The 15,973-nt window shown below is 63.2% G+C and carries 14 protein-coding genes; 9 read left to right on the forward strand and 5 right to left on the reverse strand.

Features of this window, described 5'->3' with window-relative positions; all coding sequences use genetic code 11:
* Positions 1–130: 130 nt before the first annotated feature.
* From KUF59_RS28995 to KUF59_RS29005, 3 genes are all read right to left on the reverse strand, one after another.
* Positions 131–1,507 (reverse strand): sensor histidine kinase, encoded by a 1,377-nt coding sequence (locus KUF59_RS28995; RefSeq protein ID WP_212455611.1) that lies wholly within the window; start codon positions 1,505–1,507, stop codon positions 131–133.
* A gap of 168 nt (positions 1,508–1,675) precedes the next feature.
* On the reverse strand, positions 1,676–2,350 hold the full coding sequence (locus KUF59_RS29000; RefSeq protein ID WP_212455612.1) for a response regulator transcription factor: 675 nt from the start codon (positions 2,348–2,350) through the stop codon (positions 1,676–1,678).
* A gap of 203 nt (positions 2,351–2,553) precedes the next feature.
* Positions 2,554–2,706, reverse strand: coding sequence for a hypothetical protein (locus KUF59_RS29005; RefSeq protein ID WP_212455613.1), 153 nt, complete (start codon positions 2,704–2,706; stop codon positions 2,554–2,556).
* Between the two features lie 263 nt (positions 2,707–2,969).
* On the opposite strand from KUF59_RS29005, the gene ku reads away from it, so the two are divergent.
* Entirely contained in the window at positions 2,970–3,956 is a 987-nt protein-coding gene (ku, locus tag KUF59_RS29010; protein WP_212455614.1) for a non-homologous end joining protein Ku, read from the forward strand.
* Between the two features lie 60 nt (positions 3,957–4,016).
* Positions 4,017–4,247: a hypothetical protein gene (locus tag KUF59_RS29015; RefSeq protein ID WP_212455615.1), complete on the forward strand. Its 231-nt coding sequence runs from the start codon at positions 4,017–4,019 to the stop codon at positions 4,245–4,247.
* A gap of 69 nt (positions 4,248–4,316) precedes the next feature.
* Here KUF59_RS29015 and KUF59_RS29020 read toward each other — a convergent pair whose 3' ends face one another.
* On the reverse strand, positions 4,317–4,481 hold the full coding sequence (locus KUF59_RS29020) for a Flp family type IVb pilin (protein ID WP_212455616.1): 165 nt from the start codon (positions 4,479–4,481) through the stop codon (positions 4,317–4,319).
* A gap of 237 nt (positions 4,482–4,718) precedes the next feature.
* Here KUF59_RS29020 and KUF59_RS29025 point away from each other — a divergent pair, with 237 nt between their 5' ends.
* Positions 4,719–4,886, forward strand: a complete 168-nt coding sequence (locus tag KUF59_RS29025; protein ID WP_212455617.1) for a hypothetical protein — start codon at positions 4,719–4,721, stop codon at positions 4,884–4,886.
* Positions 4,887–4,924: 38 nt separating this feature from the next.
* Here the strand turns inward: KUF59_RS29025 and KUF59_RS29030 are convergent, their stop codons facing one another.
* Positions 4,925–5,815 (reverse strand): MBL fold metallo-hydrolase, encoded by an 891-nt coding sequence (locus tag KUF59_RS29030; protein WP_212455618.1) that lies wholly within the window; start codon positions 5,813–5,815, stop codon positions 4,925–4,927.
* A 153-nt stretch (positions 5,816–5,968) separates the two neighbouring features.
* Here KUF59_RS29030 and KUF59_RS29035 point away from each other — a divergent pair, with 153 nt between their 5' ends.
* The 6 genes from KUF59_RS29035 to KUF59_RS29065 all read left to right on the forward strand — a co-directional run bounded on the left by KUF59_RS29035 (position 5,969) and on the right by KUF59_RS29065 (position 15,937).
* Positions 5,969–6,910: an AEC family transporter gene (locus tag KUF59_RS29035; RefSeq protein WP_212455619.1), complete on the forward strand. Its 942-nt coding sequence runs from the start codon at positions 5,969–5,971 to the stop codon at positions 6,908–6,910.
* 89 nt (positions 6,911–6,999) lie between these two features.
* The gene (locus KUF59_RS29040; protein WP_212455620.1) at positions 7,000–7,977 is read left to right on the forward strand and encodes an ABC transporter substrate-binding protein; all 978 of its coding nucleotides are present in this window, start codon (positions 7,000–7,002) and stop codon (positions 7,975–7,977) included.
* A 140-nt stretch (positions 7,978–8,117) separates the two neighbouring features.
* Positions 8,118–9,752 (forward strand): thiamine pyrophosphate-requiring protein, encoded by a 1,635-nt coding sequence (locus KUF59_RS29045; protein ID WP_212455621.1) that lies wholly within the window; start codon positions 8,118–8,120, stop codon positions 9,750–9,752.
* Positions 9,753–9,880: 128 nt separating this feature from the next.
* Entirely contained in the window at positions 9,881–13,552 is a 3,672-nt protein-coding gene (locus tag KUF59_RS29055) for a GAF domain-containing protein (protein ID WP_212455622.1), read from the forward strand.
* Positions 13,553–13,565: 13 nt separating this feature from the next.
* Positions 13,566–15,545, forward strand: coding sequence for a GAF domain-containing protein (locus tag KUF59_RS29060; protein WP_249139981.1), 1,980 nt, complete (start codon positions 13,566–13,568; stop codon positions 15,543–15,545).
* 2 nt (positions 15,546–15,547) lie between these two features.
* A complete protein-coding gene (locus KUF59_RS29065; protein ID WP_212455623.1) occupies positions 15,548–15,937 on the forward strand; it encodes a response regulator in 390 nt (129 codons plus the stop codon).
* Positions 15,938–15,973: the final 36 nt, after the last annotated feature.

Here is a 15,973-nt window from a genome sequence, read left to right on the forward strand (position 1 = left end):
GCAGGGTGCGTCCGTGCGCGATCATAGGGGCGTGCGCGTTAAGAAGCCCTTTAGGAAGTTGGACTGGAGCGACGCCTTTTGTCCCGAAAAGCTCTGGAACTCGTCAGGAAAAGCCTCGCCGGAACAACGACTAAACGCCGGGCAGCACCAGTTCCGCCCGCAGGCCGCCGATCGGCGCGTGACCGAGCGTCAGGCTGCCGCCATAGAGCGAGGCAAGGTCGGTGACGATGGACAGGCCGAGCCCCGACCCGGGCTTGGACTCGTCGAGCCGCTGGCCGCGCCGCGAGACCTGGGCCCGCTCCGCCTCGGACAGGCCCCGTCCGTCATCATCGACGATGATCCGCATCCGGTGCCCCGCCTCCGGCTTGTTCCGGCCTTCCACCGCGACCTCAATGAAGACGCGGGTATCAGCCCATTTGCAGGCATTGTCCACGAGGTTGCCGACCATCTCCTCGAGGTCCTGCCGCTCGCCGCGAAATTTTGCGGCCGGATCGGCCTTGGCCTCGACGACGATGGCGCGATCGCGATGGATCTTTTCCATCGTGCGCCGCAGCGCCTCGATGGTCGGCGCCACCTCGGTCACGGTCGAGACGATCGAGACACGGGCGGCAATGCGCGCGCGCTCCAGATGATGGGCGAGCTGGTCGCGCATCACGTCGGCCTGCTCCATCACCTTCGAAGCGAACGGGTCGGCCGCGTGTGCGCCCGCCTCGTTGACGATGACAGACAGCGGCGTCTTGATCGCATGCGCGAGATTGCCGACATGGGTGCGCGCGCGCTCGACGATCTCGCGATTGGCCTCGATGAGCGCATTGGTCTCGCGCGCCAGCGGCGCGATTTCAACCGGGAATTCGCCTTCGAGCCGTTCCGCGCGGCCTGAGCGGATGTCGGCAATCGATTCCGAAATGCGCTTCAAGGGCGCAAGACCGAAGCGGACCTGGAACACCGTGGTCAGCAGCAGCACGACGCCGAGCGCGGTAAAGGTGCCGCCGAGGTAATAGTCGAAGCTGCGCGTCTCGTCGAAAATTTCGGTGGCATCGCCCGCGACGCTGACGAGATATTTGCCGTCGGCGCCGAGATCGACGGGACGCTCGACCATGCGCAGCGTCTGGCCTTCGGGGCCGTCGACATAAGCGAGCCGGATGCCGGCCGCCGTAAGCTCGGTACCCTGCTCTTCCAGCTTGGGCAGCTTCTTGTCCCACAGCGAGCGCGACGAACGCGCTTCCGGTTTTTCGGTATCTGTGCGGGTGATCTGCCAGTACCAGCCGGACAGCGGCAGCTCGAACAGCGGTTCGCCCAGCGACTGAAACTGACGGTCCGGCGGCTCGTCGGGGGTGGCCACCTCGGCGATCAGGGTGCGCAGATAGAGATTGAGACGGCGGTCGAAGGCGCGTTCGGTGGCGTTCTTGTAAACCGACGACAGCACGACGCCGGTGATGGCGAGAATGACCACGAGCCAGGCGGTCGCCGACAGGAACAGGCGGTTCGCAAGCGAGCTAGCGCGCATCGGAAGGGCCCAAGGTGGCGCGGAGGCCGGCGCAGGACGGCGGGGCGTCGGAAACGATCATAGCCGACCAAGAGCCCCGTCCGGCCGCACGGTCAAGCCCCAGGATTCTTGCTTTGACGCGTTTTCTTGACGCGAATCGGTATCCACTTCGCTCGAAAACGCTCTCCTTCAGGCCCCGGGCGCTGCCGGCGGAGTCAGGAGGTAGCCCAGCCCGCGCACCGTCTGGATGATGTCGACGTCAAGCTTCTTGCGGATGCGGCCGACAAAGACCTCGATGGTGTTGGAGTCGCGGTCGAAATCCTGGTCGTAAAGATGCTCGACCAGCTCGGTGCGCGAGACGACGCGCCCCGAATGGTGCATCAGATAGGCCAGCAGCCGGTATTCGTGGGAGGTCATCTTCACGGGATTGCCCGACACGCTGACCCGGCCGGTCCTGGTGTCGAGCGTCACCGGCCCGCAGGAAAGCTCGCTCTGGGCGTGGCCCGTTGCACGGCGCAACAGCGCGCGGATCCGCGCCAGCACCTCCTCCAGATGGAAGGGTTTTGCGACATAGTCGTCGGCGCCGGCGTCAAAGCCTTGAACCTTGTCGCTCCAGCGGTCGCGCGCGGTGAGGATCAGGACCGGCATGGTGCGGCCGTTGCGCCGCCAGGCCTCCAGCACCGAGATGCCGTCCTTCTTCGGCAGGCCGATGTCGAGCACCACGGCGTCATAGGGCTCGTTGTCGCCGAGATAATGCCCCTCCTCGCCGTCGAAGGCCCGGTCGACCACGTAACCGGCGTCGGTCAGGGCTTTTGTGAGCTGACGATTGAGATCGGGGTCGTCCTCGACAACGAGCAGGCGCACGCGTCTCTCCAAAAAATGAGCTGCACGAGATCCGTCCCCAGATGACCTCTCCCGGCGTGAACTGAATATGAACGCGGGGAACCTGCGAAAGTTACTTTTTGGTCATGTACCGACATACGCCCGCGCCCGCCAGGGCGACGGCAAGCCGCCGCCCCGACGGGCGCAATCTGCCGCCGAACGCGGTGAGTCGGAAGCGCGAATGATCAGGTCCGGAAGAACACGAACCAGATGACGCCGAGGATCAGGATCGCAAGTCCGGTCGAGACGGTGAGCAGAGCGGCTACTGACGGTCCCAGCTCACCCTGGCGTGCTTCGGTCGGGGTCTCGACGATCTGATGTTGCGGTCGGGTTGCCATGGTGACCTCACTACTGACTTGTAGCGTCCAAATGCCGCGACCTCCTCGCGGCCTCATGTCGTCCGCAGAGCCAACGCCCCATCGCGAACGGGGTTCCGGGATCGAGCCCAGCCAAGCCGTTTCGACCTGTGCGGTGCATGACGAGGACGGTTAACGTCGTTGCAAGATTGAGAGCTGCCCCTCGCTATGATTCGGGGTTCCCCGGTGTTATCCTCACCGACTGTCCCAGTTGCGTTTGGAGTAACCGGTTTTTGGAGTAACCCATGGCCCCCAGAGCCAATTGGAAGGGTTTTTTGCGCCTCTCGCTCGTGACCTGTCCGGTCGCGCTCTACCCGGCCACTTCGGATACCGAGAAGGTGTCCTTCAACCAGATCAACAAGAAGACCGGTCACAGGATCAAATACCTCAAGGTCGATGCCGAGACCGGTGACGAGGTGACGTCCGACGACATCGTCAAGGGCTACAAGGTCGACACCGACACCTATATCGAGGTCACCAAAGACGAGCTCGACGACATCGCGCTGGACTCGACCCACACGATCGAGATCGACGAGTTCGTTCCGAAGGCCGACATCGACAGCCGCTATCTGATCCGTCCCTATTATCTCGTGCCGGACGGCAAGGTCGGCCACGACGCCTTTGCGGTGATCCGCGAAACCATCCGCACCATGGACAAGGTGGCGATCGGCCGCGTCGTGCTCACCAACCGCGAGCACATCATCGCGCTCGAGCCGCTGGAGAACGGCCTGATGGGCACGCTGTTGCGCTATCCTTACGAAGTGCGCGGCGAGAAGGACTATTTCGACGACATTCAGGACGTGAAGCTCACCAAGGACATGCTCGACCTCGCCAAGCACATCGTCGAGAAGAAGTCCGGCGCGTTCGAGCCTGAAATGTTCGAGGATCACTACGAGACCGCGCTGATCGACCTCATCAACAAGAAGCGCAACGGCCTTCCCGTGGCCAAGGCCGCACCGAAGACCGCCGGCAACGTCATCAACCTGATGGACGCGCTCAAGAAGAGCCTCGCGACCGAGAAGGAAGCCGCGCCGGCTGCCAAGGCGAGGGAAACGACGAACGGCAAGGCCAAGAAGCCGAAGAAGCGCGTCGAGGGTCAGCGCGAGATGCTGCTGCCGATCGCCGGCAAGGGCGGCAAGATCGCCGCCGCCAAGGAAACGCACAAGGAAGCGCCGCCGAAGAAGGCCGACAAGCCCGTGCGTGCGCCGGCACGCGGCAGGAAGGCCGGATAGCGGCACCACCTCCGGGCGACGCTGTCGTGATGTCCCTTCCCGCGTATCGCCCGGCCTGACATGCCCTGGTCGACGCCGTTCGACGACCCGATCCCCCTGCCCGGCGGACGCAAGCTGCGCACGCTCCAGCAGGCGGCCGACTACATCATGCAGTTGAGCGAAGCCGAGCAGCACGAGCCACGCTGGCAGGTCGCGATCGAGAACTTGATCAACGCTGCGGAAACGGGTGGCGGATGGCTGATGTTTGCCCGCATCGGCATGTTGCGGGCCTTGAACGAAGAACGCCGCTGACGCGTGATTCCTGTCCTGACGCGTTTTCTTGACGCGAACCGGTATCCACTTCGCTCGAAAACGCTCCGTCTATTTGAGCGACGTGCTGACCGACGCGTACTTGTCGTTCATCACGGTGCCGATCCCCTGGACGGCCGTCACGATCACGATGCTGATGCCGGCCGCGATCAGGGCGTACTCGATCGCGGTCGCGCCGGATTGGTTGGCGAGAAACTTCATCATCAGCCGCCGCATTCAGGACTCCTGTCGAAACGGATTTGGCGGTTCTCCGCCGTTGTGCGAGAGGCGCAATCTATTGTGAAGGGATTGCCGCGATGTTGACGAAAAGCGTCAACGCTTCGTTAAGTGCATTGGTCCTGTGAACGACCTTGGCGGCGCACCCGCGATGCGCCACAGTAATCCTACGGAAGACTAAATTAACCCTCGATTGCCTGTCCGCGCAGCAAGGTGGCCGCGTTGGAGCCAGGTCCCGTGCAGCAGCAAGACGCGAGAAGAAACTACATCGGCATCGTGAGCGACACGACCGAGGAAGAACGTGCCGCCGATACCGCGGCGCGTTCGCAGCCGCGCGTCGTGAGCGATCTGGTCGGACGTCTCGCGGCGGCGCTGAAGCGCCGCACTCTGCCGCCGTCGGCCTAGATCGCGCATACTGCTACCTGTCAGGCAACTCGCGCAATTCACCCAGGTCGAACATCAAAGACCGGTTCGTAGCCGCCACCAGCCGAGTGGATATGCGCGCAGCGCTGGCCACGAAAGTGCGCGGGGACGAGCAGCCGGCTGCTGTCGGCAGCCTCTGCAAAGATCATCTGCCGCGTTTCGCTTCCCGTTCTGGGATCGACACATGTCGACGTCGACAGGCCCGGCTGAAAGATCTGCAGCGGATTGTGCACGGCATCTCCGCAAAACAGCGCACGATCTCGCGCAAAATCCACCGCGACCCCCATCTGGCCATTGGTGTGGCCCGGCAGCGGCAGGAGCCGAAGACCCGCACATAGTTCATAGCCGTCGTCGACGAGATCTGCGCGGCCCGCCTCGACGATCGGAATGACGCTGTCCTCGAGCCCGCGCGCATGGAGGGGCAGAGCGCTGCCGTCCCTCAGCTGATCCATCCACGCGTTGAGCTCGTTGCGGCCGAAGAGATAGCGCGCATTGGGAAAGCTCGGCTCCCAACGGCCGTTCGCCCGCTGCGTATTCCAGCCGACATGATCGACATGCAGATGGGTGCAGAACACGAGATCGATGGCAGCGGGATCGACGCCGGCCCGCCGCAACCGATCGAGAAAGCCGCTGCCGCGCCGCTCATGCCAAACGGGGATTTCGGGGCGATCCTTACCCTCGCCGATGCAGCTGTCGATTAGCAGCGTCGTCGTCGCGGTTCGCAGCACAAAGCTCTGAATCGCGAATTTGGCCATGCCGCCGGCGAGATCGAAGAAATCAGGCTCCAGGACGCCGCGGTGCCTCTCGATCAACTCCGGATCGCGGTCGGGAAAGAACTCGGACATGGGAATGGAAAAATCGTCGTCATCGACGATGATGTCCACGATCGCCTCGCCGAGTGGAAAACGCATGAGAGCACCTCTCCGTCGGTCGGCAGTCGCGCCCCTGGACCATTCGCAGATCATGGCGGCGCGGGCAGGTTGAACGGTGACGACGATACATCGGCAGAGTAACATGCAGCGCGCGTATCGTCGACGCTTGGGGAATAAGGGGGGGATGCGGGGATGGAAGTCGTTGGCCTGGTCCTTCCCGTATTCGCGATCATCGTCACCGGCTGGCTGGCCGGGTCGCTCGGCTATCTCTCCCGCTCGCTCGCGACCGGGCTGATCCATTTTGCCTACAACGTGGCGATGCCGGCCCTGTTGATCGTCACCATCGCGCAGGAGCCGGCGCGCAATCTCCTGGAATGGCGCTTTCTGTTCGCATTCGGCGGCGGCTCGCTGCTCTGCTTCGCCCTCGTCTTCCTGGCGGTTCGCACCACGGGAAAGCATGACCTTGCCAGCAGCACGATCTATGGAATGACGGCCGCGATGACCAATACCGGCTTCGTCGCGCTGCCGATCCTGCACGCCATCTACGGCCAACCTGCCGTCTTGCCTGCGGCGGTGGCCACGGTGTTCGTCGCGGCCGTGATGTTTCCGATCACGGTCATCCTCTTGGAAAGGCAGGGCGCGCGCGAGCCGTCTGCACCCGCCGGCGGGCTGGCGATGCAGATCCTGCTCAATCCGATGGTACTGTCGACGCTCATCGGTTTGGCGTGGGCGACCGCAGGCTTGCCGATACCGGCGCCGGTCGCGGCCTATCTGAACATCATCGCGGGCGCGCTCACGCCCTGCGCGCTGTTTGCCATCGGGCTCGGCCTGTCGGTCGAGGGCCTGCGGGCGCACCTTGCGACATCGATTGCGCTTTCGACCGTCAAGCTCGTGATCATGCCGCTGATCGTCTACGCACTTTGCGTTCTCTCGGGCCTCAATCCCCTCTACACGGTCGCCGCCGTCATCTGCGCCGCCGTGCCGACGGCGAAGACCGTGTACGTGCTGGCCCACGAGCACAAGGTCGAGGAGCCTCTGGTCGCGGCCACGGTGTCGATGACGACGGTCTTGTCAGTGGGGACGCTGTTGGTCGCGCTCTACCTCCTGTCCGGTCTCGTGCCGGGCGCGCGATAATCCGCAGTCCGATTTGCCCCTTGCGGAGGTTGAAAACTTTCCCGCGTCCTGCTCAGAATGGCGCGGCTTTTTGATTTTGAGTTTGAGCAATGTTGCGACGCAATTTCATCGCGATGATCGGCGGGAGCGCGCTTGCATGGCCTTCGCTCGCCAGGGCGCAGCAGGCAGGCCAGAAGGTCTGGCGCGTCGCCTATCTCTATCCCGGCTCGCTCGCCGATCCCGCCGACCATGCGGTGTTCGACGTCTTTCGCGCCGAGATGAAGGCCCTGGGTTACGTCGAAGGCAAGAACCTCATCATCGACGACCGAAGCGCCGAGGGCAAATTTGAACGCCTGCCTGCGTTCCTGACCGAGTTGATCGCGCTGCATCCGGACGTCATCGTCGCCATCGCGACACCCGCCATCGCAGCCGCTCAGCGCGCGACGTCGACCATTCCCGTCATCATGGCGCCCGCGACCGATCCGGTCGGCTCAGGTTTCGTCAAGAGCTTCACCCGGCCCGGCGGAAACATCACGGGCATGGCCAACATGATGGGCGATGCGGTCGGCAAGGGTGTTGAGCTTCTCCACACGATCGTGCCGTCCGCAAGGCGCATTGCCGTGCTGATGTCCAGCAATTCCACCCATCCGCAGCAATTCGAACTGGCCGATACCGCCATGAAGACGCTGGGACTTGAGGCTATCCGCGTGCCGGCGCCCGCGCCCAGCGATCTCGAGGGTGCATTTGAAACGATGAAGCAGCAGCACTGCGACGCCCTGTTCGTGCTGGGCGATGTGACGCGCCCCTCAATTCCGACTCTCGCCGCCAAAGCGGGACTGCCCGCCGTCTATCAATCGGGCCCTTTCGTGGCACTGGGCGCGCTGGCGAGCTACCACCCCAAGATCGAGGCGATCTACATCAAGGTGGCTCAATACGTCGACAAGATTCTGAAAGGCGCCAATCCCGCTGAGTATCCGGTCGAGCAGCCCGTGATTTTTGAGCTCGTCGTGAACCTCAAGACGGCGGCGGCCCTTGGCGTCACTATTCCAGACACCGTCCTGGCGCGCGCTGACCGCGTCATCGAATAAGGCACGCCATGGCGCATCGCGCTGCATAGCTGACCTACCGCGACGCGCGGCCGCGCGCGCTTTACGCTCCCGCAAATTCCTGATCCTCTCTCGATCAATCGGCCGGACCAACCGGCCTGCTGCCCTGGGAGAGAGACGTCATGAAGCTCGGCACTGCGATAGCGGAAATCATGCGGCGCGAGGGGATCGAGATCCTCTGCGGCTATCCCGTCAACCACCTGATCGAGCACGCGGCCAAGGCCGAGATCCGCCCCGTGATGGTGCGGCAGGAGCGCGTCGGCGTGCACATGGCGGATGCGATCTCCCGCGTCACCTCCGGCCGCTCGATCGGCGCCTTCTGCATGCAGCACGGGCCCGGCGCCGAGAACGCGATGGGCGGCGTCGCGCAATGTTTTGGCGAATCCGTGCCGGTGCTGGTGCTGCCGATGGGCTATCAGCGGCGCCTTGCGCATATCGAGCCGAACTTCAATTCCAGCGAGGCGATGAAGCCGTTCTCGAAATCGTCAGAGCCGATCATTCTGGCCGCCGAGGTCGCCAATATCTTTCGCCGCGCCTTCACAAAACTGAAGAACGGCCGCGGCGGGCCGGTCATCGTCGAAATCCCCGCCGACATGTGGAACGAGGAAGTTCCGGAGCCGCTCAACTACACGCCGGTACTGTGCACGCGCTACGGCGCCGACCCCGTCCATGTAAAGGAAGCTGCCGCGCTTCTGGTCGGCGCAAAACGTCCCGTGATCTATGCCGGCCAGGGCGTGCATTACGCGCAGGCGTGGGCGCAATTGAAGCGGCTCGCCGAACGGCTCGCGATCCCCGTCACCACCAGCCTCGGCGGAAAGTCGTCCTTCCCCGAGACGCATCCGCTCTCGCTTGGCTCCGGCGGGCTCGCGGTGCCGCGAGCGGTGCCAAAATTCTTGGCCGAAGCCGACGTCATCTTCGGCATCGGCTGCTCCTTCACCGAGACCAGCTTTGGCGTGGCGATGCCGAAGGGCAAGACCATCATCCATTCCACGCTCGATCCGAACCATCTCAACAAGGACGTCGAAGCGAAGATCGGCCTCGTCGGCGATGCCGGCCTCGTGCTCGACGCGCTGCTGGAGGAGATCGGCAAGACCGTCACCGCCGACCGTGACGCATCCGCGGTCGCAGCCGAGATCGCCGCCTCGCACGAGGAGTGGCTCGCAAAGTGGATGCCGAAGCTCACCAGCAAAGACGCCCCGCTCAATCCCTACCGCGTGCTCTGGGATCTCCAGCACACCGTCGACATCCACAGCACCATCATCACCCATGATGCCGGCAGCCCGCGCGATCAGCTCTCGCCGTTCTGGAAGGCGGTCGAGCCGCTCTCCTATCTCGGCTGGGGCAAGACCACGCAGCTCGGCTACGGCCTCGGGCTTGCGATGGGCGCAAAGCTCGCAAAGCCCGAAAAGCTCTGCATCAACGTCTGGGGCGATGCGGCGATTGGCTTCACCGGCATGGATTTTGAGACCGCGGTGCGCGAGCGCATCCCGATCATGTCGATCCTGCTCAACAATTTCTCGATGGCGATCGAACTGAAGGTGATGCCGATCTCGACCGAAAAGTACCGCTCCACGGATATTTCGGGCGACTATGCCGCCATGGCGCGCGCCTTCGGCGGCTATGGCGAGCGCGTCACGAAACCCGAAGACATCATTCCGGCGATCAGGCGCGGCATCCAGAAGACGAAGGACGGCGTGCCGGTGCTGCTGGAATTCATTACCAGCAAGGAGACCGAGGTGTCCCGCCCCGGCACCTGAATTGCCCCTTAGGACACCCCGATATTTGTGAGGTTAGCGCTGGCCGGACGGGTTTGAGGATGGAATAATCGGGCTTTCAGCGATTGGGCCCGGCCCCTCCAGGCGCCGGGCCACTTGGATTTTCGGGAATGACCGCCCTTCCGCAGGACGTGGTGGCCGAGCTCAAAGCCAGGATTGCCGAGCTCGAGCAGAAGTTGCAGGCGAGCGCCGCACAGCGCGAGCAGGCGCTAACCCGCCAGATCGCGGCAGAGAACGAAGCTGCGCGGCTCCGCGGCACCCTCGACATCTGGCGCGATCGCCGCAATGCCAGCGCGGAGATTCTCGGTGCGATGGCCAACGCCCCGGGCGACGCCCGCCGCATCCTCCACCAGATCGCCGAGACCTCGGCCCGCCTGTTCGATGCGCCGAGCGCGGCCATCCATGTCGCGCAAGGCGACGGCTGGTCCGAGATCATTCGCGTCGGCGAAAGCTCGAAGCGCATCGGCGCGGGCGTTCCGGAGGCCCAGCTCAAGATCGGCGGCCGCAACATGCCCGGCGTCATCGTCGCCGAAAACCGCCAGGTTCACGTTCCCGACCTCGACAATGTCGACCCCGCGATCGCCGACTGGCCCGGCCTGCCCTTCGCGCGCGCTGGCGGCACGCGCTCGATGTCGGGATCGCCGCTGCGCCGCGAAGGTAAGGCGATCGGCGCACTCATCGTCTACCGCGACCGGCTCCAGCCATTCACCGACGAGGAAATGGCGCTGCAGCAGATTTTTGCCGATCAGGCCGCCATCGCCATCGAGAACGCACGGCTGTTCAGCGAGACCCGACAACGCACCGAGGATCTGAGCCAGTCGCTGCAGCAGCAAACCGCGACTTCCGAACTCCTGCAGGTCATCAGTCGCTCCGCGTTTGACCTTGTGCCGGTTTTCGACGCCATCGCTGAACGATCCGTAAGGCTGTGCGGAGCCGATCGGGCGTTCATCTTCCGCTTCGATGGAGAGTTGCTGCGGATGGTTGCGGCCTACAACGCGTCTCCGGATTTCAAGGAGTGGGTTGCACAGCACCCGATCCGGCCCGGCCGTCATAGCGCATCGGCGCGCGCCGCGCTCGAGCGGCGAACGATCCATATTTCCGATGTGCGCGCCGATTCCGAATATACCTATGGCGCAAAGGACGCCGAGGCGATCAGAACCGTGCTCGGCGTGCCCATACTCAAGGGCGACGAATTGCTCGGCGTCATGATGATCTATCATCTGGAGGTCCGTCCATTCACGGACAGGCAAATTGCGCTCGTCGAGACCTTCGCCGACCAGGCCGCCATCGCGATCGAGAATGCGCGGCTGTTCAACGAGGTCAGGCAGCGCACCATCGACCTCGGCGAGTCGCTGCAGCAGCAGACGGCGGTCGGCGACGTGCTCAAGACCATCAGTCGCTCGACCTTCGATCTCCAACCGGTGCTCGATACGCTGGTAGCCACTGCAGCAAGGCTCTGTGACGCCGATATGGCCTTCATCATGCGCCACCAGGGCGATGAGTACCTGGCTGGCGCTGCCGTCGGCTACACCGAGTCCTATATCGAGTTCCTCAAGGCCCATCCGCTGAAGGTCAATCGCGGCACGGTCACAGGTCGCGCGGTGCTGGAAAAACGCCCTATCCAGATTCTCGATGTCATGGCAGATCCGGAATACACGCTGCGCGAAACAACGACGCTGGCCGGCCAGCGTACGACGCTCGGCGTGCCGTTGTTGCGCGAGAACGAACCGATCGGAGTGATCGTGCTGGCACGCCAGCGCGTCGAACCGTTCACGCCAAAGCAAATCGAGTTGGTCGCGACCTTCGCTGACCAGGCCGTGATCGCGATCGAGAATGTCCGCCTGTTCAACGAGGTTCAGCAGCGCACTCGCGACGTGGAAGAGGCCCTCACCTCGCAGACCGCCAGCGCCAACATTCTCAAGGTGATCGCCTCGTCACCGACCGATGTTGGCCCCGTTCTCAAGGCCATCGTCGAAAGCGCCTGCGAGCTCTGCGATGCCTATGACGCCACGTTGCGCCTCAGGACGGGCGACGAACTGGCCTATAGCGCTCATCACGGTCCCATCGCAGCGTTTCCAAACAACTGGCGGATCAGCCGCGGCTGGACAGCCGGCCGCGCGGTGATCGACCAGAGGCCGGTGCATGTCACCGATCTCTTGTCCAGCGAGGGCGACGACTTTCCAGAGGCGCAGAAACGGGCGCGCGAGCAAGGTCATCGTTCCATCCTGAGCGTACCCCTCTTGCGCGAGGGCGAAAGCATCGGCGCGATCACGCTTCGGCGTCGCGAAGCGCATCCGTTCACGGAGAAACAGGTCGCGCTGCTGCAGACCTTCGCAGACCAGGCGGTGATCGCCATCGGCAACGTTCGCCTGTTCGAGGAGGTGCAAGCCAAGACGCGCGATCTCACGGAGGCTTTGCAGCAGCAAACCGCAACCGCGGAAGTGCTCAAGGTGATCAGCCGTTCAACCTTCGACTTGCAGAGAGTGTTTGACACGCTGACGGAGTCAGCGTGTCGCCTGTGCGAAGCCTATGACACCGCACTCTTCCTGCGAGCAGGCGAGATCCTCCGCGTCGCCGCTCACTATGGCCCAATCCCGATTGATTTCACCCAATCTCCGATATCGAGGGCCTGGGTTACCGGACGTTCCGTGGCCGATCGCAAGCCGATCCACATCGACGACCTGCAAGCCGAGGAGGTTGAGTTTCCCATCGGATGCGAGATGGCGCGACGCATGGGCCACCGGACAATTTTCGCCGTACCTCTCATGCGAGAGCAGGAGGTCATCGGGTCGCTCGTGGTTCGTCGGACCGAGGTGCGCTCTTTTACCGAGCAGCAAATCGCGCTTGTTTCGACGTTCGCCGACCAGGCCGTGATCGCGATCGAGAATGTTCGCCTGTTCGAAGAGGTTCAGGCACGAACCCAGGAACTTGCGAAATCTCTCGACGAATTACGCACCGCGCAGGACCGCCTGGTCCAGACCGAAAAGCTCGCTTCGCTCGGCCAGCTCACTGCCGGGATCGCGCATGAGATCAAGAACCCGCTCAACTTCGTTAACAACTTTGCTGCGCTGTCGGCCGAGCTGACAGGGGAGCTGAACGATCTGCTCGCCACGTCAAAGCTCACTGACGACATCCGTGGCGAGGTCGACGAACTGACAGGGCTTCTGAAGGACAACCTCGAGAAGGTGGTCCAGCACGGCAAGCGCGCCGATTCCATCGTCAAGAACATGCTGCTGCATTCCCGCGAGGGCTCAGGCGAGCACCGGCCGACCGACGTGAACGCGCTGGTCGAGGAGAGCCTCAACCTCGCCTATCACGGCGCGCGCGCCGAAAAGCCGCAGTTCAATGTGACAATCACTCGCGAGCTCGACCCCGAGGCCGGAACGATCGAGGCATTCCCGCAGGAGATCACGCGGGTCCTTTTGAACCTGATCTCAAACGGATTTTACGCGGTCGCCAAGCGCGGCAGGGAAACCGCAGGCAGATTCGAGCCTGTGCTCCGCGCCAGCACGCGGGCGCACGGCGACCGCGTCGAAATCCGCATTCGCGACAATGGCATCGGTATTCCGCCTGACGTAAAGGAGAAGATGTTCAATCCCTTCTTCACGACCAAGCCGGCGGGCGAAGGAACCGGGCTCGGCCTTTCCATGAGCCACGATATCGTGGTCAAACAGCACGGAGGCAGCATCGACGTGGAAACCGAACCCGGCATGTTCACCGAATTCGTGATCGTCCTGCCGCGCGCTGGCATCTCGTCCGGCAAGACGGATCCGGCAAGCTGAGCAAACGCGCGCCATGACCGACATGCCCCCTCCCGAGGACAATCCGGACCAAGCCATCGCGGACCTGCGCCGGCAGCTCGCGGAGCGGACCGCGGAGCGCGACGAAGCCTGGGCCCGGCAGACGGCGACCGCCGACGTGCTCAAGGTCATCAGCCAATCGGCGTTCGACCTGGATGTCGTGATGAACACCCTGGCCGGATCGGCGCGCGAATTGTGCTCGAGCGATGCTTGCGCCATCTTCCTGCTCGAGAATGAGGTATTCCATGGCCGCGGTCTTTCGGCGGTCGACGAATCGACGGCCAATATCATGCGGAATACGCCGGTGCCGCTGGACGCCGGGACCAACATGGGAAAGGCCGTCCTGGAACGGCGCATCGTCAACGTTGCCGACTTCGAGAACACGCCGACAAACCTGACGAAATTCCAGCAACTGATCGGGTTCCAATCGTTCCTGGCCGTGCCCCTTCTCCGTGACGGACGCGGAGTTGGTGTCATTCTGTTGACGCGGACACCCAAGGGCGGCTTTACGCAACGCGAGATCGACCTTGTCTCAACGTTCGCCAACCAGGCCGTCATCGCCATCGAGGACTCGCGCCTGTTCAACGAAACCAAGGAGGCGCTGGAGCGGCAGACCGCAACCTCCGAAATTCTTCGGGTTATCAGCCAGTCGCCGACTGACGTGCAGCCGGTGTTCGACGCCATCAACCTCACTGCGGTCCGCCTGCTCGGTTGCGATCTCGGTTTCGTGCTGCGCTGCGACGGCAACACTTATTCGCCCGTCGCAGCCGCCAATCGCGACGGACCGCTGGCCGAGCTCGGCCCGGCCAACCTGCCGATCGATCCCGCCGCCAACTTCCCCTCGCGAGCCATCCTGAGCAAGAAGATACTCCATCTGCCGGACTGGTCGAAAATCGACCTGCCGGAGCATGAGCGCAATATTCGCGATATGTTCGGCGTCAATTCATCCCTATTTCTGCCGCTCTTGCGGGGCGAGGAATGCATCGGCCTACTGGCACTGGCCGGCAGCCGTCTTGGCAATTTTGCCGAGAGCGAACTCGCGCTCGCTGAATCCTTCCGTGACCAGGCCCTCATCGCGATCGAGAACACGCGGCTGTTTAACGAAGTGCAGGCGCGCACCAAGGAGCTTGCCAAATCGTTGGACGAACTGCGCGCGGCGCAGGATCGCCTGATCCAGACCGAGAAGCTCGCATCTCTCGGCCAGCTCACCGCCGGGATCGCGCATGAGATCAAGAACCCGCTCAACTTCGTCAACAATTTTGCCGCGCTTTCCGCAGAGCTGACGGACGAGCTCAATGGCATTCTGAACTCGGCAACACTCACCGACAAGATCCGGGCGGAAGTCGATGAACTGACGAGACTTTTGAAGGGCAACCTGCAAAAGGTAGTCCAACACGGCAAGCGCGCCGATTCCATCGTCAAGAACATGCTGCTGCATTCGCGCGAGGGCTCAGGCGAGCACCGGCCGACCGATATCAACGCGCTGGTCGAGGAGAGCCTCAACCTCGCCTATCACGGTGCGCGCGCCGAAAAGCCGCAGTTCAACATCACGATCGAGCGTGACCTCGATCCCGCGGCCGGTACGATCGATGTGTTCCCGCAGGAGATCACCCGGGTGCTGCTGAACCTGATCTCGAACGGCTTTTACGCGGTCTCAAAGCGCCGCAGCGAGACCGCCGGCGGATTCGAGCCTGTGCTCCGCGCCAGCACGCAGGCGCGCGGCGACCGCGTCGAAATCCGCATTCGCGACAATGGCATCGGCATTCCGCCTGACGTGAAGGAGAAGATGTTCAACCCCTTCTTCACGACCAAGCCGGCCGGCGAAGGAACAGGTCTGGGCCTGTCCATGAGCCACGACATCATCGTGAAACAGCATGGTGGCACAATAGACGTCGATACTCTTCCGGGCGAGTTTACCGAGCTCACGATCCAATTGCCGCGCAAAAGTAATTTATCAGACAAGAGCAGAGGTTAGCCGTGACTGTGATGGTTCTCGTGGTGGATGACGAGCCCGACGTCGAGGCCCTGTTCCGCCAGCAATTTCGCCGCGATCTGCGCGCCCAGCGCTTTGTGATGGATTTTGCCAGCTCGGCTGCGGACGCCCTGACCCGTGTCGCCAACAATATCGGGCAGTCGCTGATCCTGATCCTCTCCGACATCAACATGCCCGGCATGACCGGGCTCGAGATGCTGCCCAAGGTCAAGCAGATCCGGCCCGAAGTGCCCGTGATCATGATCACCGCCTATGGCGATGCGGACACCAAACGCAAGGCATTGGAAAACGGCGCGACCGGGCTTCTGACCAAGCCGATCGACTTCGCGTTGCTGCGCGAAGAGATCGACGCGAGGCTGGCGCAGGCGGGATAGGTCCGAATAGTGGTGGGCCTCACGAAAGGGGTCGAC

The organism is Bradyrhizobium arachidis, assembly GCF_024758505.1.
GTDB lineage: Bacteria > Pseudomonadota > Alphaproteobacteria > Rhizobiales > Xanthobacteraceae > Bradyrhizobium > Bradyrhizobium manausense_C.